The organism is Rhizobium sp. 01L419, from assembly GCF_056400025.1.
This window is the reverse complement of the sequence record NZ_JBFTSM010000016.1, coordinates 12,071-33,677: the sequence shown is the minus strand read 5'-3', so window position 1 is coordinate 33,677 and position 21,607 is coordinate 12,071. Positions and strand designations below refer to the sequence as shown.

The 21,607-nt window shown below is 59.6% G+C and carries 24 protein-coding genes; 6 read left to right on the top strand and 18 right to left on the bottom strand.

Translation table 11 applies throughout. The annotated features are described in order from the left end of the window. The 9 genes from AC1DUP_RS26860 to AC1DUP_RS26820 all read right to left on the bottom strand — a co-directional run bounded on the left by AC1DUP_RS26860 (nt 1) and on the right by AC1DUP_RS26820 (nt 10,488). Nucleotides 1-732 (bottom strand): nucleotidyltransferase family protein, encoded by a 732-nt coding sequence (locus AC1DUP_RS26860; RefSeq protein WP_113300863.1) that lies wholly within the window; start codon nt 730-732, stop codon nt 1-3. Between the two features lie 12 nt (nt 733-744). Beyond that, a complete protein-coding gene (tsaE, locus tag AC1DUP_RS26855; protein ID WP_477835717.1) occupies nt 745-2,256 on the bottom strand; it encodes a tRNA (adenosine(37)-N6)-threonylcarbamoyltransferase complex ATPase subunit type 1 TsaE in 1,512 nt (503 codons plus the stop codon). Next, nucleotides 2,253-4,835: a sensor histidine kinase gene (locus AC1DUP_RS26850; protein ID WP_477835715.1), complete on the bottom strand. Its 2,583-nt coding sequence runs from the start codon at nt 4,833-4,835 to the stop codon at nt 2,253-2,255. Before AC1DUP_RS26850 ends, tsaE begins: the two co-directional genes overlap by 4 nt. A gap of 202 nt (nt 4,836-5,037) precedes the next feature. Then, complete coding sequence (gene ahcY, locus AC1DUP_RS26845) at nt 5,038-6,438, bottom strand: adenosylhomocysteinase (protein WP_113300866.1); 1,401 nt, start codon at nt 6,436-6,438, stop codon at nt 5,038-5,040. Nucleotides 6,439-6,605: 167 nt separating this feature from the next. After that, nucleotides 6,606-6,881: an HPr family phosphocarrier protein gene (locus tag AC1DUP_RS26840; RefSeq protein ID WP_113300867.1), complete on the bottom strand. Its 276-nt coding sequence runs from the start codon at nt 6,879-6,881 to the stop codon at nt 6,606-6,608. A 9-nt stretch (nt 6,882-6,890) separates the two neighbouring features. Then, nucleotides 6,891-7,292 (bottom strand): PTS sugar transporter subunit IIA, encoded by a 402-nt coding sequence (locus tag AC1DUP_RS26835; RefSeq protein WP_007813746.1) that lies wholly within the window; start codon nt 7,290-7,292, stop codon nt 6,891-6,893. A 153-nt stretch (nt 7,293-7,445) separates the two neighbouring features. Beyond that, nucleotides 7,446-7,886, bottom strand: coding sequence for an HPr kinase/phosphorylase (locus AC1DUP_RS26830; protein ID WP_477835712.1), 441 nt, complete (start codon nt 7,884-7,886; stop codon nt 7,446-7,448). Next, entirely contained in the window at nt 7,883-9,673 is a 1,791-nt protein-coding gene (locus AC1DUP_RS26825; protein WP_113300869.1) for a sensor histidine kinase, read from the bottom strand. The genes AC1DUP_RS26830 and AC1DUP_RS26825 overlap by 4 nt, the downstream gene beginning before the upstream one ends. 77 nt (nt 9,674-9,750) lie before the next feature. Continuing rightward, nucleotides 9,751-10,488 (bottom strand): response regulator transcription factor, encoded by a 738-nt coding sequence (locus tag AC1DUP_RS26820; protein ID WP_477835862.1) that lies wholly within the window; start codon nt 10,486-10,488, stop codon nt 9,751-9,753. A gap of 337 nt (nt 10,489-10,825) precedes the next feature. Here AC1DUP_RS26820 and AC1DUP_RS26815 point away from each other — a divergent pair, with 337 nt between their 5' ends. The 3 genes from AC1DUP_RS26815 to AC1DUP_RS26805 all read left to right on the top strand — a co-directional run bounded on the left by AC1DUP_RS26815 (nt 10,826) and on the right by AC1DUP_RS26805 (nt 13,586). Continuing rightward, entirely contained in the window at nt 10,826-12,436 is a 1,611-nt protein-coding gene (locus AC1DUP_RS26815; protein WP_113308143.1) for a phosphoenolpyruvate carboxykinase, read from the top strand. 99 nt (nt 12,437-12,535) lie between these two features. Continuing rightward, entirely contained in the window at nt 12,536-12,973 is a 438-nt protein-coding gene (gene arfB, locus AC1DUP_RS26810; protein WP_113300872.1) for an alternative ribosome rescue aminoacyl-tRNA hydrolase ArfB, read from the top strand. Between the two features lies 1 nt (nt 12,974). Continuing rightward, nucleotides 12,975-13,586, top strand: coding sequence for an alpha-ketoglutarate-dependent dioxygenase AlkB (locus AC1DUP_RS26805; protein WP_113508722.1), 612 nt, complete (start codon nt 12,975-12,977; stop codon nt 13,584-13,586). A gap of 11 nt (nt 13,587-13,597) precedes the next feature. Here the strand turns inward: AC1DUP_RS26805 and coaA are convergent, their stop codons facing one another. The 9 genes from coaA to hisB form a co-directional block, all read right to left on the bottom strand. Continuing rightward, nucleotides 13,598-14,593: a type I pantothenate kinase gene (gene coaA / locus AC1DUP_RS26800; protein WP_113300874.1), complete on the bottom strand. Its 996-nt coding sequence runs from the start codon at nt 14,591-14,593 to the stop codon at nt 13,598-13,600. Continuing rightward, a complete protein-coding gene (locus AC1DUP_RS26795; protein ID WP_113300875.1) occupies nt 14,590-14,913 on the bottom strand; it encodes a phosphoribosyl-ATP diphosphatase in 324 nt (107 codons plus the stop codon). The genes coaA and AC1DUP_RS26795 overlap by 4 nt, the downstream gene beginning before the upstream one ends. Before the next feature lie 16 nt (nt 14,914-14,929). Then, nucleotides 14,930-15,718, bottom strand: a complete 789-nt coding sequence (gene hisF / locus AC1DUP_RS26790; protein WP_113308141.1) for an imidazole glycerol phosphate synthase subunit HisF — start codon at nt 15,716-15,718, stop codon at nt 14,930-14,932. Next, the gene (hisA, locus tag AC1DUP_RS26785) at nt 15,718-16,464 is read right to left on the bottom strand and encodes a 1-(5-phosphoribosyl)-5-[(5-phosphoribosylamino)methylideneamino]imidazole-4-carboxamide isomerase (RefSeq protein WP_477835707.1); all 747 of its coding nucleotides are present in this window, start codon (nt 16,462-16,464) and stop codon (nt 15,718-15,720) included. Before hisA ends, hisF begins: the two co-directional genes overlap by 1 nt. Nucleotides 16,465-16,469: 5 nt before the next feature. After that, complete coding sequence (locus AC1DUP_RS26780) at nt 16,470-17,024, bottom strand: hypothetical protein (RefSeq protein WP_477835705.1); 555 nt, start codon at nt 17,022-17,024, stop codon at nt 16,470-16,472. After that, the gene (locus AC1DUP_RS26775; RefSeq protein WP_113300879.1) at nt 17,024-17,206 is read right to left on the bottom strand and encodes a hypothetical protein; all 183 of its coding nucleotides are present in this window, start codon (nt 17,204-17,206) and stop codon (nt 17,024-17,026) included. The genes AC1DUP_RS26780 and AC1DUP_RS26775 overlap by 1 nt, the downstream gene beginning before the upstream one ends. A 68-nt stretch (nt 17,207-17,274) precedes the next feature. Further along, a complete protein-coding gene (gene hisH / locus AC1DUP_RS26770; RefSeq protein ID WP_113300880.1) occupies nt 17,275-17,925 on the bottom strand; it encodes an imidazole glycerol phosphate synthase subunit HisH in 651 nt (216 codons plus the stop codon). Further along, entirely contained in the window at nt 17,925-18,395 is a 471-nt protein-coding gene (locus AC1DUP_RS26765; RefSeq protein ID WP_477835702.1) for a DUF2628 domain-containing protein, read from the bottom strand. The genes hisH and AC1DUP_RS26765 overlap by 1 nt, the downstream gene beginning before the upstream one ends. Nucleotides 18,396-18,415: 20 nt before the next feature. Beyond that, a complete protein-coding gene (gene hisB / locus AC1DUP_RS26760) occupies nt 18,416-19,024 on the bottom strand; it encodes an imidazoleglycerol-phosphate dehydratase HisB (protein WP_113508728.1) in 609 nt (202 codons plus the stop codon). A 178-nt stretch (nt 19,025-19,202) separates the two neighbouring features. Here hisB and hslV point away from each other — a divergent pair, with 178 nt between their 5' ends. Genes hslV through hslU form a run of 3 tightly spaced genes read left to right on the top strand, consistent with a single transcriptional unit; the run spans nt 19,203 to nt 21,531 of the window. Beyond that, nucleotides 19,203-19,727 (top strand): ATP-dependent protease subunit HslV, encoded by a 525-nt coding sequence (hslV, locus tag AC1DUP_RS26755; protein ID WP_007813715.1) that lies wholly within the window; start codon nt 19,203-19,205, stop codon nt 19,725-19,727. Further along, nucleotides 19,724-20,227: a GNAT family N-acetyltransferase gene (locus AC1DUP_RS26750; RefSeq protein ID WP_477835699.1), complete on the top strand. Its 504-nt coding sequence runs from the start codon at nt 19,724-19,726 to the stop codon at nt 20,225-20,227. The genes hslV and AC1DUP_RS26750 overlap by 4 nt, the downstream gene beginning before the upstream one ends. After that, entirely contained in the window at nt 20,224-21,531 is a 1,308-nt protein-coding gene (gene hslU / locus AC1DUP_RS26745; RefSeq protein WP_113308135.1) for an ATP-dependent protease ATPase subunit HslU, read from the top strand. The genes AC1DUP_RS26750 and hslU overlap by 4 nt, the downstream gene beginning before the upstream one ends. Nucleotides 21,532-21,607 lie beyond the last annotated feature (76 nt).

Below are 21,607 nucleotides of genomic sequence, written 5' to 3'. Positions count from 1 at the left end.
TCACGCAAACGTCCGGAACCGGCGGATCGTTTCCTCCGCATCGTCAATCGCATCAGGCGTGCCGACCGTCAGCCAATGACCTTCCATCATCATGCCGAAAAGCCGACCGCGGGCGATCGCCCTGTCGAAATAGATATTCAGATTGAAGGGGCCATCGGGCGCATCGTCCAGCAGCGCGGGGCTCATGACGATCGCACCGGCATAGACAACCGGATTTGAGGGATCGTCGCGGTAGCGCGTAAGGCGACCGTCGGCGCCAAGGCTGAAATCGTTCCTGCCGTTATGGCCGGTCGTATCTTCGATGCGCACGCAGAGCAGCGCCATATCCATGCGTTCAATATCGAAGAATCCGGCTAAGCGCCGGAGATTGCTTGGTCGGCCCGCGGGCTCGCCGATCCAGAAAAGGTCGGCATTCATGACGAAAACCGGCTCACGGGCGAGCAGCTTCAGTCCCTTCGCCAGCCCGCCTCCGGAATCCATCAGCGCGCTACGCTCGTCGGAAATGACGATATCGAGCCGGCGATAGGCATTGAGATGATCTTCCATCTGGTCGGCAAAATGATGGACATTGACTGCAGCGCGTTCCACGCCGGCTTCGACGAGTGAACCCAGTGCATAGTCGATCATCGGCTTGCCGCCGATTTTCACCAGTGGCTTCGGAATCGTATCGGTAATCGGGCGCATGCGGGTTCCGAGTCCCGCGGCCAATACCATGGCTTGTCTGACGGTCATGCTGATCCGGATTTATGATTCGGCTGGCAGTATTCCAGCCCTTGTGCACCATTCGCGCAAGGGGGCAAGCGCCTCATGTTCCAGCGCCACTTTCAAATAGGAAAGCGTGCGCGGCATATGCTGCAGATAGTCAGGCTTGCCGTCTCGCTGCAAGAGACGTACCCAAAGGCCGGCAAGCTTGCAGTTGCGCTGCGCCGACATGATAGACCAGGCCTTCATGAATTTGGCTTCGTCGAAACTGTCCTCCACGCGCCGCAGCGAAAGATAGTCGTCCATCAGCTGTCGGAAGAGGTCCGGCTCGATCGTGACACGGGCGTCTTGAATGACGGAGGCGAGATCATAGGCGGTCGGTCCGATCATCGCATCCTGGAAGTCGATGATGCCGATCCTGCGAATGCCGCTCTCGTGCTCGCGCCAGATGAGGTTGGGCGAATGAAAGTCGCGCAACAACAGATTGGTTTCGGCTGGTTGCAGCTCGTCGATCAGATGATCCCAGATTGCGAGATACTCTTCGCGCTCCACATCCGTGGGTCCTGTGCTGCGCCTCCAGGCAATATGCCAGTCGAGCACAAGCCGCACCTCCATCTTCATCGCCGTGCGATCGAAGTCCGGGATATGATGCGTATGCGTGGCCGAAACCGGAATATCCCGCGGGATCTGCATCGAATGAAGATGGGCGAGGCAGGCCACGCTTTGCCGGTAACGCTCGGCGATCGGCCGTCCGTCATCGTCCAGCACGCCCTCGGTGCCGAGATCCTCGATCAGCAGGATGCCCTGATCATAGTCGACCTTATAGATTTCCGGCGTTGCAAGGCCCCGCTCGCGCAAGGCATCGGCGATGGCCACGAAAGGATAAGCGTCCTGCGCCAGATGCGCGACCTTCGGATAGGGTTTGCCGTCATGGACTGGCGGCCCCTCGGGATGCGGCCGCCAGTCCATGAGGATTTTCCGCGAACCGTCACCGAGACGGAAATATTCGTAGACCCGAAACGAGGCGTCACCGGTCAGGAATCGCCGTTCTGCATCGCCATAGCCGGCATCCGCGAGGAAGCTGCGGATCGCCAGCACGCGATGGATACGAGCTACAGTTTTCTCCGGTGCCGTGATCGTAGCGCGACGGCCGGCACCTTCATGTTCGAGCTGCAGAGAGATGCGCGCTACGGGCAACTCACCTTCCGCCATCTCCGGCCATTCGACGATGCAGATGCCGTTCTCAAGCGCTTCGTCGAATCCGAGCTCCGTCAGTTCCGAGGGATCGCCGAGCCGGTAGAGATCGAAATGCGAGACGGGAATGCGCAGCTCGTAGGATTGCACCAGCGTAAAGGTGGGGCTCGGAACTTCCAGCCTGTCATCATCAGCCATCGTGCGCAGGAAAGCCCGCGCCAGCGAGGATTTTCCGGCGCCTAGATCGCCCGACAGTGCCAGGCAATCGCCCGTTTTTAGCGCTAGCGCTAAATCATTGCCGAGGCGGAGGGTTGCCGCTTCGTCTTCCAGGAAAAGCGAGATGACGTCGCTTTGCGTCATTCGGCGGCGACGGAATGCGGCAGGTTGATGGAAGGGATGCGGCAGGTCACTGTCGTTCCCTTGCCCGGTTCGCTGTCGATGCCGACCTCGCCATTATGCAGGCTGACGAAGCTGTCGACGATCGAAAGGCCAAGCCCGGCGCCGCCGCGCTTTCCGCTTTTAGCGCCGGTCGCGAAGCGGTCGAAGACGGTATTGATCATGTCGGGCGAAATGCCGGGGCCGCTATCCCGGACCGAGAAGACGAAATCCGTGCCTTCCCGGCGGCATTCCAGAGCGATGGACGCACCTTCCGGCGAGAAATTGGCAGCATTGGCCAAAAGCTTCAGCAGGATCTGCTTCAGGCGCTGCGGATCGGCAACGATCGAACCGAGATAGGCGGGCGCAGTGATCTCGAGCGAAACGCCGCTTTCCTGCAGCCGGTCGGCGATCTGCATGGAGACATCGTCGAGCAGATCGGCGAGATCAATTTCCGCATAGTTGAGCCGCATGATGCCGGCATCGACAGTCGCCAGATCAAGGATGTCGTTGACGAGTGTCAGCAGCACCGAGGATGAGGTGGCGATATGGTCGATATATTCGGTCTGCCGCTCGTTAAGCGGGCCAACGCCCGGCGTGCGCAGCAGATCGGTAAAGCCGATAATATTCGTCAGCGGCGAACGCAGCTCATAGGAGACATGCTGTACGAAGTCGTTCTTCAGCTCATCGGCCTTGCGCAGCGCCTCGTTCTTTTCCGTCAGCGCCCGTTCGGCACGGACGCTGTCAGTCATGTTGACGAAGGTCAGCATGGTCTGTGCGTTCGGCAACGGGATCACCGCGAAGTCGAGCACGAGGCCGGACAACAGTTCGAGCGTTCCCTGGCTGGAACGACGCTCGTCGTCGAAGCTGGTAATCAGCTCGGCAAAGGTCTTCCAGCCATCCGCCTGGTCATAGGATGGAGAGCAGGCTTCGCCGATGGCGCGGATATGCGTGCCGGGCTTGGCTTCCGTTTCGGTGATACCCCACAGCGCACGGAAGGCCGGGTTGGAAAGGCGGATACGGCCATCAGGCCCGAAGACGGCAACGCCTTCCGACAGATGGTCGATCGTTTCGCCCTGCACCTTCACCAGCGTGTTGTAGCGTGTTTCGAGATCCACCTGTTCGGTCAGGTTCTCAAAGACCCAGGTCGCGCCGCCCTGTGGATGCGCAGTAGCGAAGACGCGCAGCGTCTGCCCGTTCGGCAGGTGCCAGAGGTCGGACTGCGTATCGAGCGAACGATAGACCGAAAGCGCCGTTTCCTTCCACGATTTCCAGTTCAACTGGTCAGGCAGCTTCTTGGCAGCACGAAGGCGTTCCAGAAGCTCGCTGTTGTCAGGTTTGCTTTCGAGGAACGCGATATCGAGCTCCCAGAGCGAAACGAAGGCCTGGTTGTAGAATTGCAGCCGGCGGTCGCCGTCGAAGATGGCAACGGGTGTCGCGAGATGATCGAGCGTCTCGGCATGGCTTTTCAGCGTGCGTTCCAGCTCGGCGCGAACCGCTTCGACATCGGAAACATCGAGGGCAATGCCGGCTGAGCCACTCGGAACCTTTACATCGACGACATCGAAGAAAGTGCGGTTGCCGCGCACGACGGTCGAAATCTTGTCGTGGAAGGGCGATTCCGACGTCGCGGTGGCGCGTATGCGCTCACGGGCGATGGTCGTCAGGATCTCACGGCCCTCGTTTACCGCCTGATCCGGTGATTGCGCCTCCACGGCATCGCCATAGGCATGGTTTACCCAGGTCAGACGCCCAGCGATGTCGCGCTGCCAGGCCGGCATGTCGATCGCGTCGAGCATGCTCTGGAAGGCTGAGATCGACGTCATCAGACGGTCGCGCTCTATCTTGAGTTCGGCCAGTTCGGCGCGCAGATTATTGAGCGCCACGAAGCGAACGAAGGCGCGACCGCCGGAAACCCGGCCCTGTGCTTCGAGTACCTCATCCCTGATGGTCTCGACCACCATGTCGAAGCTTTCCGCCTGTTCACGAAGGCGGCCGATCGCCCGCTCCAGCTCGGATGCGGATCGCGCCTTCAGCCAGAGGCCGAAGGCGAGGAATTCGTTGTCCTGCGGCGCGCCGGTTTCCGGTGGAAGCTGGCCGAGCAGTTCTGGCCGGGCGACGCCATCCCAGATGACGATGCGCCGGTTCTTGTCGGCAATGAGTGCCTGATATTGCGAAATGCGCTGCTGTGCATCCGAAAGCGCCGAGCGGATCTCGCGGCTTTCATTTTCGAGATTGCCACGCTGGCGCACCAGCCAGAGCGTCGAAAGCAGGGCGGCCGAAATAACGCCGATGACGACAGAAAGGCCGACAACCTGAGAGGAGGTGAAAAGATGCGCAGACGCGCCAATGCCCGTCTGCGCCAGCGCCAGAACTGGCCATGCAGAAACAGCTGCGGTGCTGGCAGCGCACAGCTTTGCAATACGTGCCAAAGACCAATGTTTTTGCCGTGCGGTCACAGGGGCCGCGGCAAATTTATATTTTTGGCCTGCCCGAAGCGGACGGTCAGCGCCATAAGAGCTGCCCTCCGCCTGGCTAAGCAGGCTGTGTTTCATTTCCGACATCAGAGGTCTGTCTCCGTCCTTTAATGTGCCGCATCACGACAAGACATCCCATTTTCGTGGGAAACGGAGAGGTCCGAAGCCACGAATCAAGTCTTAAAACAATACTTCGGAAGGGAATCGGCGGAAAGGGAGCGCTCAAAAAATAAGCCCCGGCATTTGTCAATGTCGGGGCTACCACATCTTGTGGATATCTAAGATTAGATCAGTACCTGTAGTGGTCTGCCTTGAAAGGACCCTGCGGCTTTACGCCGATATAGGCAGCCTGCTCTTCGCTGAGCTGGGTAAGCTTCACGCCGAGCTTGTCGAGGTGCAGGCGCGCAACCTTCTCGTCCAGATGCTTCGGCAGGATGTAGACCTTGCTCTCGTACTGGTCGGGCTTGGTGAAGAGCTCGATCTGCGCCAGCGTCTGGTTGGTGAAAGAGGCCGACATGACGAAGGACGGATGGCCCGTCGCGTTGCCGAGGTTCAGAAGGCGGCCCTCGGAGAGAAGGATGATGCGGTTGCCCTTCGGGAACTCGATCAGGTCGACCTGCGGCTTGACGTTGGTCCATTTCAGGTTACGCAGCGCGGCAACTTCGATTTCGTTGTCGAAGTGACCGATATTGCCGACGATCGCCATATCCTTCATCTGACGCATATGGTCGATGCGGATGACGTCCTTGTTGCCCGTGGTGGTGATGAAAATATCGGCGGAAGAAACGACGTCCTCCAGCAGAACGACTTCATAACCGTCCATCGCAGCCTGCAATGCGCAGATCGGATCGGCTTCCGTAACCTTGACGCGGGCGCCGGCGCCGGAAAGCGAAGCGGCAGAACCCTTGCCGACGTCGCCATAACCGCAGACGACGGCAACCTTGCCTGCCATCATGACGTCGGTGCCACGGCGGATGCCGTCAACCAGCGATTCCTTGCAGCCATACTTGTTGTCGAACTTCGACTTGGTAACGGAGTCGTTGACATTGATGGCCGGGAACGGCAGCAAGCCCTTCTGGCTGAGCTGGTAGAGGCGGTTGACGCCCGTCGTGGTTTCTTCGGTAACGCCCTTGATGGCGTCGCGCTGCTTTGTGAACCAGCCCGGTGAAGCGGCAAGACGCTTCTTGATCTGTGCGAAGAGGATTTCCTCTTCTTCGGAATGCGGGTGAGAGAGCACGTCCTCGCCGGCTTCGGCACGAGCGCCGAGAAGGATGTACATGGTGGCGTCGCCGCCATCATCAAGGATCATGTTGGAGAGGCCGCCATCGGCCCACTGGAAGATCTTGTCGGTGTAAACCCAGTAATCCTCGAGAGATTCGCCCTTGATCGCGAAGACCGGAACGCCGGAAGCTGCGATCGCTGCAGCGGCATGGTCCTGAGTCGAGAAGATGTTGCACGATGCCCAGCGGACTTCGGCGCCGAGAGCCACCAGGGTTTCAATGAGAACGGCCGTCTGGATCGTCATGTGCAGCGAGCCGGTGATACGTGCACCCTTCAGCGGCTTGGATTCACCGAATTCGGCACGGCAGGACATGAGGCCTGGCATTTCGGTTTCGGCGATGGTGATTTCCTTGCGACCGAAATCTGCAAGGCCGATATCGGCGACAACATAATCTTTTTCAGTGCTCATAAGGCCCTCCAGGCTGAAACGTCTCAAAAACATCGCAAGGACGCGACGATGACCGCAACGGATCGAACGGGTGCGGAATGCACGTCATGCTCGCCGTTTAGCAGGCTTCGGCCGGGAAGGCAACGGGGATATAAAGAAGTCTTTATATCTTTATATGACGCTGAAGATTAGATTTCTTCGCCGAACTTGTTCTGGATGAGCTGATCGAGGGCATTCAGTGCTTCGGCAGCCTGGTTGCCGGTCGCCGAGACGACGACGCTGGAGCCCGGGCTTGCCGCAAGCATCATAAGGCCCATGATGGAGGTGCCGCCAACCGTCATGCCGTCCTTGGAAACGGTGATCGTCGCGTCGAAGGCATCGACCGTCTGGACGAACTTTGCCGAAGCGCGCGCGTGCAGGCCACGCTTGTTGATGATGAGGAGTTCCCGGGAGAGCGGTGTCATTTCGGCTTCTTACTTTCCGCTCAGAACCCGGCTCGCAACGTTGATGTATTTGCGGCCCGCCTCGGAAGCCTCGGCAAGCGCCTTTTCCATATTGTTTTCGCCGCGCACGCCGGCGAGCTTGATCAACATCGGCAGGTTGACGCCGGCGATGACTTCGGTGTGGCCGCTGCTCATCACCGAGATTGCGAGATTGGAAGGTGTACCGCCGAACATGTCGGTGAGAATGACGACGCCATGGCCGTCGTCTGCGCCGGAAACGGCTTCGAGAATGTCCTGTCGTCTTTGGTCCATATCGTCTTCCGGTCCGATGCAGACCGTTTCGATGAATTTCTGAGGACCGACGACGTGCTCTACGGCATGACGAAACTCTTCAGCCAGCTTGCCATGAGTGACAAGCACAAGTCCGATCATGATATTACTGCTCCCATGGCATACGCAACCCGTGGCCCCAATATCGCAACGCAGCAATTACGTCCACCGGTGGGGGCACATCTTGGCGATCAAAAGCCGAAGTGCAAGATAAAAATACAAATATATAGGCCGTATCGGGCCGTCCGGAAGTCCTCAGCTTCCGATTTCCGGCGCTTTTGCCATCAACACGGCAAGGGGCAGGGGAAGGTTGGGCAACAATCGCAATACAGGCAACTCGAAGCCCCCGGCAAGAACGACGGTCTCCCTCTCCGCAGGGAGCCGGTTCTCTCCTGTGGCGCTGGCCGGCAGGACTGCAAAATGCATTGCCGCCTGCGCAATATGATCGTGTTTTACGATCCCGGTGCCGCGCAATTCGATGAGCCCGGCAATAGCGGCCGGACAGGCGGCAATGATTGCTCCGTCCCGTTTCGAAAGAAGTACCTGATCATCGGCTACGAGGGTAGAAAAGACACCCTGCCGCTGCGCCTCCGCCATACAGGTAAAGGCGGTCATCGACTTGCCCCAGCCTGAGGGACCGGTGAACAGCAGGCCGGTCTTTCCGACGACGATCGCGGTGGCGTGGATATTGATCATGCCGCGGCATCGGCCGGAAGAGCCAGGATGAAGCGGGCGCCGAGCAGCTTGCCGCTTTCGTCATCGACAATGTTTTCGGCCCGCAATGAACCGCCATGCGCCTCGGCGATCTGTCGGCTGATGGAAAGCCCGAGGCCGGAATTCTGACCGAAGCCTTCGGACTCCGGCCGGTCGGTATAAAAGCGTTCGAAGATGCGGTCGATATTCTCGGCCTGGATGCCCGGACCGTTGTCTTCGATATAGACGACGCAACGGGAGCGGGTACGGACCAGACGCACCGTGATCCTGCCGTTTTGCTCCGGCACGAAGGAACGGGCATTTTCAATCAGGTTGGTGATGATTTGGCCGATACGCAGGTCATGTCCTTTGATGACAAAGCGCGTCTTGACGTTCGGCTTGCGATCGACGGCATATTCGATCTCGACCTTCTTCTTGGTGCTGCGGATCTGGCGTGACAGGTCGACGAGGTCGCGCAGAAATACTTCCAGATCGACAGATCCGGCATCGACGCGCGCAAGCTCGGCATCGAGACGGGATGCGTCCGAGATATCGCTGATCAGACGGTCGAGGCGACGGACATCGTGCTGGATGACATCCATCAGTCGCTTCTTGGAATCGTCGGATTTGGCGAGCGGCAGTGTTTCGACGGCGCTGCGCAGCGAGGTCAGCGGGTTCTTCAACTCGTGGCTGACATCGGCCGCAAAGCTCTCGATAGCATCGATCCTGTCGTAGAGGGCCGTCGTCATTTCGCGGAGTGCTATGGAAAGGTTGCCGATTTCGTCCTGACGCGCCGAAAAGTCTGGAATTTCCTCGCGCTCCTTGGCGCCGCGGCGCACCCGGATGGCCGCCGCCGAAAGCCGGCGCAGCGGATTGGCGATGGTCGAGGAAAGCACGAGCGCCATCAGCACGTTGACGAGCGTCGCAACGCCGAAGACGCGCATAATTGCGAGACGCTCGGCATGCACGATATTGTCGATATCGCCGGCCTGAGTTGACAGCAGCAGCACGCCGAGGACGGCGCGGAAACGCTGGATCGGCACGGCAACCGAAACGATGAGCTCACCCTTTTCCGTCGTGCGCACGACTGCGCCGCGTACACCCGTCAGCGCGTTCATCACCTCGGGATAGATAGAGCCGTCGCCACCCGGCGCTTCCTTGTAGACCGGAAGATTGCCCGGCTGTAGCGCCTTGTTGAAAAGGGCCGTGAACCATTCGCTCCAGGTCTGTTTTTCTTCTTCCACCGGCGGCAGGTCGAAACGCAGAACCTGGCCACGCGAATAGAGATGCCGGGAATCAAGCAGCAGATTGGCATCGGCATCGAAGATGCGGGCGCGAGTGCGGGTCGGTGAGATCAGCCGCCGAAGAACCGGTGCCACCTTTTCCGGATCGATCGGGAATTCGAGATCCTCGTCGTTCGGCACCGGCGTGATGCTCTGGCCGGCCTGCAGTTCGAGCAGCTTCTGCGGATCGATGGTGATCGAGTTCGTATCGACGGAAGCCGAAGCCGAAACCGCACCGGCGATGATTTCACCCTGCGTCAGCAGGCTTTCGACACGTGCGTCGATCAGGCCTTCGCGGAACTGGTTGAGATAGAGAATGCCACCGACAAGGACGAGCAGAGCTGCAAGGTTGAAGAAGACGATGCGGCGCGTCAGGCTCGAAAAGACCGCATTGCCGAAGATGCGGCGGATCAGGGTGAAGGGATGCGACCAACGCCGGCCCCTGACGCGTCGGGTGCTCACGCCCTCCGCATCATCCAGATCTCTTTCCTGCACTAACTGTGCCAATGACGGCCCTTTCGGAAGGGCGGGGCCAGCTCGACCGGCCCGCCGCCCTCAATCGTATCTTGCCGCGCCTTTTGGCGTCAGGCTGCTTCGCGGAAGCGGTAACCCACACCGTAAAGCGTTTCAATCATATCAAAGTCAGTATCGACCATCTTGAACTTCTTGCGCAGCCGCTTGATGTGGCTGTCGATGGTGCGGTCATCAACATACACCTGTTCGTCATAGGCGGCATCCATCAGGGCGTCGCGGCTTTTCACCACACCTGGTCGCTGGGCCAGCGAATGCAGGATCAGGAATTCGGTGACGGTGAGGGTGACCGCCTCGCCCTTCCAGGTGCAGGTGTGGCGTTCCTGGTCCATGACCAGCTGGCCGCGCTCGAGCGAACGGGCCTGCTGAACAGCGCCTGCCTTTGGCGCGCCGACAGTTGTGCTGCCGCCGGCCGCTGCCGCCTCGCGGCTCGAAGCGCGGCGCAATACCGCGCGAACGCGCTCGACCAGCAGACGCTGGGAGAAGGGCTTGGTGATGAAATCGTCGGCGCCCATCTTCAGGCCGAAGAGCTCGTCGATCTCCTCATCCTTGGAAGTCAGGAAGATGACCGGAATGTCCGACTTCTGGCGAAGCCGGCGAAGCAGCTCCATGCCATCCATGCGCGGCATCTTGATATCGAAGATCGCCAGCTGTGGCGGGCGCGCGAGCAGGCCATCCAGCGCGGAAGCGCCGTCCGTGTAGGTCTCGACCTTATATCCTTCTGCTTCCAGTGCAATCGACACGGAAGTGAGGATGTTGCGGTCGTCGTCAACGAGCGCGATTGTCGGCATGGTGTTCGTCTCCGTCATCAGTGCGCAATCTCCCGGATTTCGTCTCCCCAGGCGGTCTTCGTGACCGGTTGCGCTTATGGAGGATAAAGGTGGAACAAATTGTGGCAAAGATAAAGGGGTAGATTGCCAGCCCTCGCAAGCCGCAATTAAAAGTGGTGCGACAAGTTGTTTCAACAGCAGGTCTTCAAACGATTTAAAACGGCCGCTTAGAATTTAAATCGATTAATTATTTGATATCGTTATATTTTCTAAGTTTTAGCCTATTGCCATTTAAAATTTCTCCTCTTATTTTCGCGTTAATTTTAACGGCCAAGGCGCCTCAGCGAAGGGAAAAGCTATGGAGATGTTCGGAGTTCATAACCAGGCAATCGAGCTGGCGACGATCGGTTTCAGCGACGTACGGAGCGTACGTTACAACCTCTCCGCCGCTCTTCTCTACGAGGAATCGATTCGCCGGGGAGAGGCCGAACTGACAGCCCAGGGTGCCCTTCGCGCGACCACCGGCCAGCACACAGGCCGTTCGCCGAAGGACAAGTTCGTCGTCCGCGATGAAAACACCGATGACCAGATCTGGTGGGACAACAACAAGCCGATGTCGCCGGAGCATTTCGCCCTGCTGCACAAGGATATGCTTGCCCACGCCACCGGCAAGGACCTTTTCGTCCAGGATCTCGTCGGCGGTGCCGATGCCGGTCAGGCGCTCCCGACCCGCGTCGTGACCGAGTTCGCCTGGCATTCGCTCTTCATCCGCAACCTGCTGATCCGCCCGAAGCCCGATGCGCTTGCAGGCTTTGCGCCGAAGCTGACAATCATCGATCTGCCGAGCTTCAAGGCCGATCCGGAACGTTATGGCTGCCGCACCGAAACGGTGATCGCCTGCGACCTGACGAACGGCATCGTTCTGATCGCCGGCACCTCCTATGCCGGCGAGATGAAGAAGTCCGTCTTCACCGTGCTGAACTACCTGCTGCCGGCCAGGGGCGTCATGCCGATGCACTGCTCGGCCAATGTCGGCCCGGCGGGTGATGCTGCGGTCTTCTTCGGCCTGTCCGGTACAGGTAAGACGACGCTCTCGGCCGATCCTGCCCGTACGCTGATCGGGGATGACGAGCACGGTTGGAGCGAGAACGGCATCTTCAATTTCGAAGGTGGCTGCTATGCCAAGACAATTCGCCTCTCGGCAGAGGCCGAGCCAGAAATCTATGCCACCACCCAGCGGTTTGGCACGGTGCTTGAAAACGTCGTTCTGAACGAAGACCGCGAGCCGGATTTCGACGATGCGTCGCTGACGGAAAACACCCGCTGTGCCTATCCGATGGACTTCATCCCGAATGCATCGGAAACCGGCCTTGCGGGTCATCCGAAGACCATCATCATGCTGACGGCCGATGCCTTCGGTGTAATGCCGCCGATTGCCAAGCTGACGCCGGATCAGGCCATGTACCACTTCCTGTCCGGCTACACCGCCAAGGTGGCGGGCACGGAAAAGGGGGTCGTCGAGCCGGAAGCGACCTTCTCGACCTGCTTCGGCGCGCCCTTCATGCCGCGCCATCCGGCAGAATACGGCAATCTGCTGAAGGAGCTCATCAGCCGCCATGGCGTCGAATGCTGGCTCGTCAACACCGGTTGGACTGGCGGCGCTTACGGCATCGGCAAGCGTATGCCGATCAAGGCGACCCGTGCGCTGCTGACGGCCGCTCTTTCGGGCGAACTCGCCAAGGCCGAGCTCCGCGCTGACCCGAATTTCGGCTTTGCCGTACCGGTCGCAGTCGAAGGCGTCGATACCGGCATCCTTGATCCACGCTCGACCTGGGCCGACAAGCCGGCCTATGACGCGCAGGCCGAAAAGCTGGTCTCCATGTTCATCACGAACTTTGCCAAGTTCGAGGATCATGTCGATGGCGGCGTGCGCGATGCGGCGCCCGGCATCAAGGTCGCTGCCGAATAATACGCCAACAAACCTTTGGCGATTCACGTGAAACCCGGTCGCTCAAGCGCCGGGTTTCATCCGCTTCCAATTCGTAGCCATTATGCGCTAGAACGCGGCATGGCCAGCGACGCGCTCTATATCAATGACAGGATTACCATCGCCGGATGGGAGCTGACGGAACAGTTCGTTCTGGCAGGCGGTCCCGGCGGTCAAAACGTCAACAAGGTCTCGACGGCCGTCCAGCTCTTCTTCAACATCCCGAATTCGCCCTCGCTCAACGAGCGGGTCAAAGCCAATGCGATCAAGCTTGCCGGCAGGCGGATGTCGAAGGAAGGCGTGCTGATGATTGAGGCAAGCCGCTTCCGCAGTCAGGACCGTAATCGTGAAGACGCACGCGAGCGGCTGAAGGAGCTGGTCCTGGAGGCTGCCAAGCCGCCACCGCCACCCCGCAAGAAAACCAAGCCGACCAAGGGCTCGATCGAACGGCGCCTGAAGGAAAAATCCGGCCGCTCGGATGTCAAGAAGATGCGTGGCCGTCCGGCGGGCGGAGAATGATATGCCGGAACTCTTGAGCGGTATCCGCCATCTTCCCGAATATCTGGATCGCATCCGCCAGGAGACGCTGGTCGGCATCATCAGGAATATCGTTGCAGAAGCGCCACTCTACGTGCCGGTCATGCCCGGCATGGGCAAGCCGATGTCGGTGCGCATGACCAATTGCGGCTCGCTCGGCTGGGTAACGGACAAGGAGCGCGGCTACCGCTATCAGCCTATGCATCCGGCAACCGGCAAGCCATGGCCGGCAATCCCGCAGGAATTGCTGCAAATCTGGAACAATGTTTCGGGCTATGACAAGCCGCCGGAGGCCTGTCTCGTCAATTTCTATTCGGACGAAGCACGCATGGGCCTGCATCAGGACAGGGACGAGAACGACCTGAAGGCGCCGGTCGTCTCGATTTCACTCGGCAATGCCTGCCTCTTCCGCGTCGGCGGCCTGAACCGCAACGACAAGACCATGTCTTTCAAGTTGTCGAGCGGGGATCTGGTTATTCTCGGTGGAGAGGGGCGGCTCTGCTTCCATGGCGTCGACCGTATCTATCCGGCCACTTCCACGCTTCTGAAGAACGGCGGCCGCATCAACCTGACGCTCCGCCGGGTCAACCCGTAAATCCAGCAGCCCTATAGCTTGCGCAACGCCACCTGCTCGATCAGGTGATCCTTGCCCTTGCGCAGGATAAGATCGGCGCGCGGCCGCGTCGGCAGGATGTTCTGGCGCAGGTTCTTCAGATTGATGTTCGCCCAAAGGTCTTCGGCGATTGCAACCGCTTCCTCGTCGCTGATTGATGCGTAACGGTGGAAGTAGGAATTCGGATCCCGGAAGGCCGTTTCCCTGAGCCGCATGAAACGCGTCACATACCAGTTGTGGATCTGCGTTTCCTCGGCATCGATATAGATCGAGAAGTCGAAGAAGTCGGAAACCATCGGCACAATCTTGCCGTCGGCTGGCAGGTCGCGCGACTGCAGAACGTTGATGCCCTCGAAAATCAGGATATCAGGCCGGTCGACGATTTTGTGCTCGTCCGGCAGTACATCATAGACGAGATGCGAATAGGAAGGCGCTTTGACGTCTGTCAGGCCGGCCTTGATCGCCGACAGGAAACGCAGGATCGCGCCGGTGTCGTAACTTTCCGGAAAACCCTTGCGCTGCATCAGGTTCTCGCGCTTCAGCACCGCGTTCGGATAGAGAAAACCGTCCGTAGTGACGAGGTCGACCTTCGGGCTGGAGGGCCAGCGGCCGAGCAGCTCCTTGAGGATACGCGCCGTCGTGGATTTTCCGACAGCCACCGATCCTGCAATGCCGATCACGAAAGGGGTCTTCGTCACATCCGACAGGCTGAGGAAGCGGTTGCGTTGCTCGAACAGCAGCTGTGAGGATTCCACATGCGCGGAAAGCAGGCGCGACAGCGACAGGTAGATGCGCCTGACTTCGTCGAGATCAATCGGATCGCCCATGGAGCGGAGCCGCTTGACCTCGTCGGCCTTCAATGTCATCGGCGTGTCGGCGCGAAACTTCGCCCACTGTTCTGATGTGAAGAAGTGGTAGGGGGAATAGGAAGCGGTCTGGAAATGATCCATCTTTTCCGCCACCCCGATAATCTGCGTCGCGATACTCATGAACTCTGCCGGCTGGCCTTTTCCTTGAGGCCGGATTGCGCGGTCCGCCGCGCAAGTTCGGTCATGACATTCTCTAGCGGTATTTCAGCAATCTTCAATACGACCATTAGATGATAGAGAACGTCAGCTGCTTCATAGGTGAGGTTATCGCGGTCGTTGGTGACGGCCGCCATGACAGCTTCGATCGCTTCCTCGCCGAGTTTTTTGGCCGCTTTCTGCTGCCCGCCGGCCACCATCCTGGCGGTCCAGGATTCCTCAGGTGAGGCCTTCGCCCGCTCTTCGACGATCCGCTCGAGGTCGGAAAGGGAAAATCCGCTCATGATACTGCTTTCAAACTCAGTCGAGCCGCATCGCGATGCCGCGTTCTGACATATAGCGCTTCGCTTCGCCGACGGAATAGGTGCCGAAATGGAATATTGACGCAGCGAGCACCGCGTTGGCATGGCCATCCGTCACCCCGGCCACGAGATCGTCGAGATCACCGACACCGCCCGAGGCGATAACGGGAACCCGGACGGAATCGGCAATCGCGCGTGTCAGCTCCAGATCATAGCCGATCTTGGTGCCGTCGCGGTCCATGGAGGTGACAAGCAGTTCGCCGGCGCCGCGGTCGACCATCCTCTGCGCGAACTCGACGGCATCGATGCCGGTCGCGTTGCGGCCGCCATGCGTATAGATTTCCCAGGCGCTGAGATTGTCGCCGCCGACCTGTTGTGTGCGACGGCGCTTGGCATCGATCGAAACGACGATGCACTGGTCTCCGAATTTGTCGGCGGCTTCAGCCACGAAATCCGGATTGTTGACCGCCGCCGAATTGATCGAAACCTTGTCGGCGCCGCAGAGCAGCAGCTTGCGGATATCGGCGATGGTCCGCACACCGCCGCCGACGGTGAGCGGCATGAAACACTGCTCGGCGGTGCGTGCGACGACATCGAAGATCGTCTCGCGATTATCCGAGGATGCGGTAATGTCGAGGAAGCAGAGCTCGTCGGCACCGGCCGCATCATAGGCCTTGGCCGCTTCGACGGGATCGCCGGCATCGACCAGATTGAGGAAATTGACGCCCTTGACGACACGGCCGTCCTTGACGTCGAGGCAGGGGATCACGCGGGCTTTCAGGGTCATTATGCCGTCTCCTTCGCCCGTGCTGCCTTGATGAGATCGAGCGCCTCCGTGGGATCGATCCGGCCGTCGTAAAGGGCGCGGCCTGAGATTGCGCCTTCAAGCTTGCGAGCATCCGGCTTCAGCATGCGCTTGATGTCGTCTATCGAGGCAAGTCCACCTGACGCGATGACCGGAATGGAGACAGCATCTGCCAGCTCCAGTGTCGAGGTCCAGTTGATGCCGGCCAGGATGCCGTCGCGATCGATATCGGTATAGATGATCGCGGCAACACCGGCGCCTTCGAATTTCTTCGCGAGTTCGATGATGCCGAGTTCGGATGCTTCCGCCCAGCCTTCGACAGCCACCTTGCCGCCCTTGGCATCGATGCCGACGGCAACCTGACCCGGGAACATCTTGCAGGCTTCGATGACGAGCGCTGGATCGCGCACGGCAACCGTGCCGAGGATCACGCGGCGCAGCCCGCGCGACAGCCAGTTCTCGATATGCTCGAGCGTACGGATACCGCCGCCGAGCTGTACGGGATTTTTCGTGGCCTTAAGGATCGCCTCTACCGCACCGCCATTGGCCGAATGTCCCGCGAAGGCGCCATCGAGATCGACCACATGCAGCCATTCGAAACCCTGTTCTTCGAAGGATTTCGCCTGGGCAGCCGGATCGGTGTTGTAGACCGTCGCCTGTTGCATGTCGCCGAGCTTCAGGCGAACGCATTGTCCGCCCTTCAGGTCGATCGCGGGAAAAAGGATCATTCGTCTCAGGTCCGTAGCGTCGTGGGCACCATCAGTGCATTCCACGCATCTACGATATCCGAACGAAAAAAGACAGCGGCAATGGTAAGAGCGGCGAAAAGGGCGATCAGCAGCAGCGTCACGGTGAAGCCGACTCGGACCTGGCGCCAGAAGCCGGTGCGTTTCTTCATGGACTTATCAATATCGCGCACCTTCCGCAGCGCCTCGCTGTTGGTGGCAACGAGCTGGATCTGCGGCTCCATGGCCTCGACATAGGTCTCGGCATAGCTTGAAAGGATCTGCGAAGCACGGTCGCGCAACGTGTTGCGCAGGTCGGACGAAAGGTAATTGCTCGTCACTGCCGCGATTTCCGCCTCAATGGGCGAACGGCCGGCATTGCGCTTGCGATAGCTGACGATGAAATCACGCTTTTGGCGCTCGTAAAGCGCGTAGGCAAGCAGGCCGATGAGGTCGTCCTCGCCTTCTATATAGAATTCCAGCACGGCTTCGGCGAGATCGCTGGCGCTTATCTCGTCCGATCTCAGCCTCGAATTCTCTTTTCCCGGAAAGGTCTCCTGCATCAGCGGCCGAGCCTTTCTTTCAAGGTCTTGGCAGCATTGGAGAGAGCTTTGCGATGCAGAGCCTCGTCGACCTGGCGGATGATCGTCCCGCCGGGGAGCCTGATATCGACAAACGGCGGCTGGCCCTCTCTGGCAGGCCGCAGCCTGTAAAATATCCTTCCTGCCTTTTGCGAAGCCGGCATCGAGCGCGCTCCTGTAACTGCCCTTTCCCTTACAGGGGAAATAAGGCGCGCGTATTAAAAGCCAGACCTTACGGCGCCCAACGAAGGAAATTCGCGATCAGCGCCAGCCCAAGCTTCTGGCTTTTTTCCGGGTGGAACTGCGAACCGGCCATATTATCCCGCCCGACAAAGGCCGTCATAGGCCCGCCATAGTCGGTGGTGGCAATGACGTCACCGGCATTTTCGGCGGCGAGATGGTAGGAGTGCACGAAATAGGCGTGCAGGCCATCAGGCCCGGTCGGGATGCCGTCGAAAAGCGGATGCTCATGTTTCAGGTCAAGCGTATTCCAGCCGATCTGCGGGATTTTCAGCTCCGGATCGCCAGGCGTCATCTCCACAACATCGCCGGGAATCCAGCCGAAGCCTTGGGTCGTCGTCTTTTCAAGACCACGTGAGGACATGAGCTGCATGCCGACGCAAATGCCGAGGAAGGGACGAGCCTTCTTCTCGACGACTTCGAGCAGGGCTTCCGTCATGCCGGGCACGGCATCGAGTCCGCGGCGGCAATCGGCATAAGCGCCGACGCCCGGCAGCACGATGCGGTCGGCCGCGGCGACGATCTCGGCCTTGTCCGTCAGATTGATCTCTGCCTCGATGCCGGCCTCACGAGCGGCGCGTTCGAAAGCCTTGGTAGCCGAGCGCAGGTTGCCCGAGCCGTAGTCTATAATTGCGACGCGCATTATTTGCGTCCTCCATCAAAACCGAAGAGACCGAGCGAAGTGGAATGGCCCTGCCGCGCCTGCGGGCTGGAAGCCTGGTTCCATTCAGGCGCCTTCAAATCGGCGCCGGTCTCGATGTTGGAAAAATAGATTTCTTCCGCAAGATCGATCGAGGAAGCGCCGATCGCGGCCTCCTCGCGCCAGCCACGGGAGGCGAGATTGCGGATGCGGAAATTCTGCCCTTCGAACCCGACGAACAGGTTGACGGCGAAGGCGAGCGCCATGCCCGCCGGCCCAAAGCCTGGCTCTTCGATAAGCACGCCGCTGATCGCCTGCAGCGCGAAGGCAATAGCCGCATAAAACCAGAGGCGATGCGCGAGCAGCCAGATCCAGGGAAAGAGGAAGGCAAGCCATGAGAAACCGTCGCGGATCGTGCGCGTATTCTCGCGCTGACCATCAGGCGGAACAAGAAAAACAAAGCTGGATGCCATTTGAAGCTCCCTGATGGGGCTCAGACGAGCGTGCCCTTGGTGGAGGGAACACGGCCCGCCTGTCTCGGATCGATCTCTGTCGCCGTGCGCAGAACGCGGGCGACGGCCTTGAAACATGTCTCTGAAATATGGTGGTTGTTGGCACCATAGTGATTAAGAATATGCAGGGTGATCCCGGCATTCTGCGCGAGCGCATGGAAGAATTCGCGCACCAGTTCCGTGTCGAAAGTGCCGATTTTCGGCGCGCTGAACGAAACGTTCCAGACGAGGAACGGACGGCCGGAGAGATCGACGGCCGCCTTCGTCATCGTCTCGTCCATGGCGAGATCGATCGAGGCGTAGCGGGTGATGCCACGGCGGTCACCGAGCGCCTTCGAAATCGCCTGGCCGATTGCGATGCCGGTATCCTCGACCGTGTGATGGTCATCGATATGCAGGTCGCCCTTGGCTTCGATGTCCATGTCGATCAGCGAATGACGCGAAAGCTGTTCCAGCATATGGTCGAAGAAGCCAACGCCGGTCGAAATCGTCGATTTGCCAGTGCCGTCGAGATTGACGGAAACGGAAATGGACGTCTCGTTGGTCTTGCGGGAAACGCTGCCCGTGCGGCTTGCTGCGGTCTCGGCCATATGGCTTTCTCCTTGAAATCAAGGTGGTTCCTTATCAGGCGCATTGCGAAATATCCAGCAGCGCAGGGCCACAAAAGGAAGGCCATTTGCAATCGCGGCGAGCCCCCTTACATAGGGTTCAACGGGGCCGATGTTCGGCCCGCCGGAACCGCCCGTGAGTTGGGGCAACAGGTGTTTGATGACGACAATTATTACAGTTCGAAAAGGCGGCAAGGTCATTGTGGCTGGCGATGGCCAGGTCAGCCTCGGCCAGACCGTCATGAAGGGCAACGCCCGCAAGGTTCGCCGCATCGGCAAGGGCGAAGTGATCGCCGGTTTCGCCGGTGCGACCGCTGACGCCTTCACCCTCCTGGAAAGGCTCGAAAAGAAGCTGGAGCAGTATCCGGGCCAGCTTATGCGCGCCGCTGTCGAACTCGCCAAGGACTGGCGTACCGACCGTTACCTGCGCAATCTCGAAGCCATGATGCTTGTCGCCGACAAGTCGGTGACGCTTGCCATCACCGGCAACGGCGACGTGCTGGAACCCGAACATGGCGTCATGGCCATTGGTTCGGGGGGTAATTTCGCACTTGCCGCAGCTCTGGCGCTGGCCGACACCGATAAGTCCGCTGAAGAGATCGCCCGCCGCGCGCTCGATATCGCGGCCGACATTTGCGTCTATACGAACCACAACGTCATCGTGGAAACACTGGATGCGGAATGACTGACTATGCCTTCCGTGCTGTCACTGTGGCTGACCTGACGCTTCTGGCTGCATGGCTGGAGCGCCCGCATGTTCGCCGCTGGTGGGGCGACCATGGGGAAGCATTGGTTTCGATCGAGAAACATCTGCGTGATGCGGCCGTCGAACCCTACATGGTGATGCTGGACGGCCGGGATTTCGCCTATATTCAGGTGGCGGATCTCGACATGGAAGATGACGCTGCGCTGGATGGTCAGCCTGAAGGCACCTGCGGCATCGATCAGTTCATCGGTGTCGAAACGCTCTTGGGAAAAGGTCACGGCCCGGCCTTTATGGCCCGCTTCTGCCAGGAGCTTTTCGAAAGGGGAAAAAACCGCGTGCTGGTCGACCCGCATCCGGACAACATTTTCGCAATCAGAGCCTATACCAAGGCAGGCTTTCAAAGACTTGGCGAAACAAATACGAATTACGGCCGGGCACTCCTCATGGCCCTGGACCGCCAGGAGAATGACAGACAATGACCACCTTTTCTCCCCGCGAGATCGTTTCCGAGCTCGACCGCTACATCATCGGCCAGCATGAGGCCAAGCGCGCCGTGGCGATTGCGTTGCGCAACCGCTGGCGCCGTCATCAGCTCGATCCGAGCCTGCGTGACGAGGTCATGCCGAAGAATATTCTGATGATTGGCCCGACCGGCGTCGGCAAGACGGAAATCTCCCGTCGCCTCGCCAAGCTCGCCGGCGCGCCTTTCATCAAGGTCGAGGCGACGAAGTTCACCGAAGTCGGTTATGTCGGCCGCGATGTCGAGCAGATCATCCGCGATCTCGTCGAGGTCGGCATCGGCCTGGTGCGCGAAAAGAAGCGGACGGAAGTCCAGGCCAAGGCCCATATGAGTGCCGAAGAGCGCGTTCTCGATGCGCTGGTCGGTGCGACGGCCTCGCCCGCCACACGTGAAAGCTTCCGCAAGAAGCTGCGCAACGGCGAACTCGACGACAAGGAAATCGATATCGAAGTGGCCGATACCGGCTCCGGCATGGGCGGTTTCGATATCCCCGGCATGCCGGGCGCCAATATCGGCGTACTGAACCTGTCGGAAATGTTCGGCAAGGCGATGGGTGGCCGCACCAAGAAGGTGCGCACCACGGTCAAGGCCTCCTACACCGACCTGGTCCGCGACGAGTCCGACAAGCTGATCGACAATGAAGTCATTCAGCGCGAGGCCGTTCGTTCGGTCGAGAATGACGGCATCGTCTTCCTCGATGAAATCGACAAGATTGCTGCTCGCGACGGTGGCGCCGGCGCCGGCGTTTCCCGCGAAGGTGTCCAGCGCGACCTGCTGCCGCTCGTCGAAGGTACGACGGTTTCGACCAAGTATGGCCCGGTGAAGACGGACCACATCCTCTTCATCGCTTCCGGCGCCTTCCATGTTTCCAAGCCGTCGGACCTGCTGCCCGAACTGCAGGGCCGCCTGCCGATCCGCGTCGAGCTTCGTCCGCTGAACAAGGAAGACTTCCGCCGCATCCTGACGGAAACCGAGGCAAGCCTCATCCGCCAGTATAAGGCACTGATGGAAACGGAAAGCCTGACACTCGACTTCACCGATGACGCGATCGACGCTCTCGCCGATGTCGCCGTCCACCTGAACTCCTCCGTCGAAAATATCGGCGCGCGCCGTCTGCAGACGGTCATGGAGAGGGTGCTGGACGATATCTCCTACAATGCCCCCGATCGCGCCGGGACCGATGTGAAGATCGATGCCGCTTATGTGCGCGAGCATGTCGGCGACCTCGCACAGAACACCGATCTCTCGCGCTTCATCCTGTGATCGGAAAACACCGTTTTCTGCCTTTGCGCAGATAATGCCGAAACTTTGACGATCTGAACTCTCGACAGCGGGCCTT

Coding starts and splice junctions, on each gene's coding strand:
- AC1DUP_RS26860 (WP_113300863.1), bottom strand. CDS start 732: ATGACCGTCAGACAAGCCATGGTATTGGCCGCGGGACTCGGAACCCGC.
- tsaE (WP_477835717.1), bottom strand. CDS start 2,256: ATGACGCAAAGCGACGTCATCTCGCTTTTCCTGGAAGACGAAGCGGCA.
- AC1DUP_RS26850 (WP_477835715.1), bottom strand. CDS start 4,835: ATGTCGGAAATGAAACACAGCCTGCTTAGCCAGGCGGAGGGCAGCTCT.
- ahcY (WP_113300866.1), bottom strand. CDS start 6,438: ATGAGCACTGAAAAAGATTATGTTGTCGCCGATATCGGCCTTGCAGAT.
- AC1DUP_RS26840 (WP_113300867.1), bottom strand. CDS start 6,881: ATGACACCGCTCTCCCGGGAACTCCTCATCATCAACAAGCGTGGCCTG.
- AC1DUP_RS26835 (WP_007813746.1), bottom strand. CDS start 7,292: ATGATCGGACTTGTGCTTGTCACTCATGGCAAGCTGGCTGAAGAGTTT.
- AC1DUP_RS26830 (WP_477835712.1), bottom strand. CDS start 7,886: ATGATCAATATCCACGCCACCGCGATCGTCGTCGGAAAGACCGGCCTG.
- AC1DUP_RS26820 (WP_477835862.1), bottom strand. CDS start 10,488: ATGCCGACAATCGCGCTCGTTGACGACGACCGCAACATCCTCACTTCC.
- AC1DUP_RS26815 (WP_113308143.1), top strand. CDS start 10,826: ATGGAGATGTTCGGAGTTCATAACCAGGCAATCGAGCTGGCGACGATC.
- arfB (WP_113300872.1), top strand. CDS start 12,536: ATGGCCAGCGACGCGCTCTATATCAATGACAGGATTACCATCGCCGGA.
- AC1DUP_RS26805 (WP_113508722.1), top strand. CDS start 12,975: ATGCCGGAACTCTTGAGCGGTATCCGCCATCTTCCCGAATATCTGGAT.
- coaA (WP_113300874.1), bottom strand. CDS start 14,593: ATGAGTATCGCGACGCAGATTATCGGGGTGGCGGAAAAGATGGATCAT.
- AC1DUP_RS26795 (WP_113300875.1), bottom strand. CDS start 14,913: ATGAGCGGATTTTCCCTTTCCGACCTCGAGCGGATCGTCGAAGAGCGG.
- hisF (WP_113308141.1), bottom strand. CDS start 15,718: ATGACCCTGAAAGCCCGCGTGATCCCCTGCCTCGACGTCAAGGACGGC.
- hisA (WP_477835707.1), bottom strand. CDS start 16,464: ATGATCCTTTTTCCCGCGATCGACCTGAAGGGCGGACAATGCGTTCGC.
- AC1DUP_RS26780 (WP_477835705.1), bottom strand. CDS start 17,024: ATGCAGGAGACCTTTCCGGGAAAAGAGAATTCGAGGCTGAGATCGGAC.
- AC1DUP_RS26775 (WP_113300879.1), bottom strand. CDS start 17,206: ATGCCGGCTTCGCAAAAGGCAGGAAGGATATTTTACAGGCTGCGGCCT.
- hisH (WP_113300880.1), bottom strand. CDS start 17,925: ATGCGCGTCGCAATTATAGACTACGGCTCGGGCAACCTGCGCTCGGCT.
- AC1DUP_RS26765 (WP_477835702.1), bottom strand. CDS start 18,395: ATGGCATCCAGCTTTGTTTTTCTTGTTCCGCCTGATGGTCAGCGCGAG.
- hisB (WP_113508728.1), bottom strand. CDS start 19,024: ATGGCCGAGACCGCAGCAAGCCGCACGGGCAGCGTTTCCCGCAAGACC.
- hslV (WP_007813715.1), top strand. CDS start 19,203: ATGACGACAATTATTACAGTTCGAAAAGGCGGCAAGGTCATTGTGGCT.
- AC1DUP_RS26750 (WP_477835699.1), top strand. CDS start 19,724: ATGACTGACTATGCCTTCCGTGCTGTCACTGTGGCTGACCTGACGCTT.
- hslU (WP_113308135.1), top strand. CDS start 20,224: ATGACCACCTTTTCTCCCCGCGAGATCGTTTCCGAGCTCGACCGCTAC.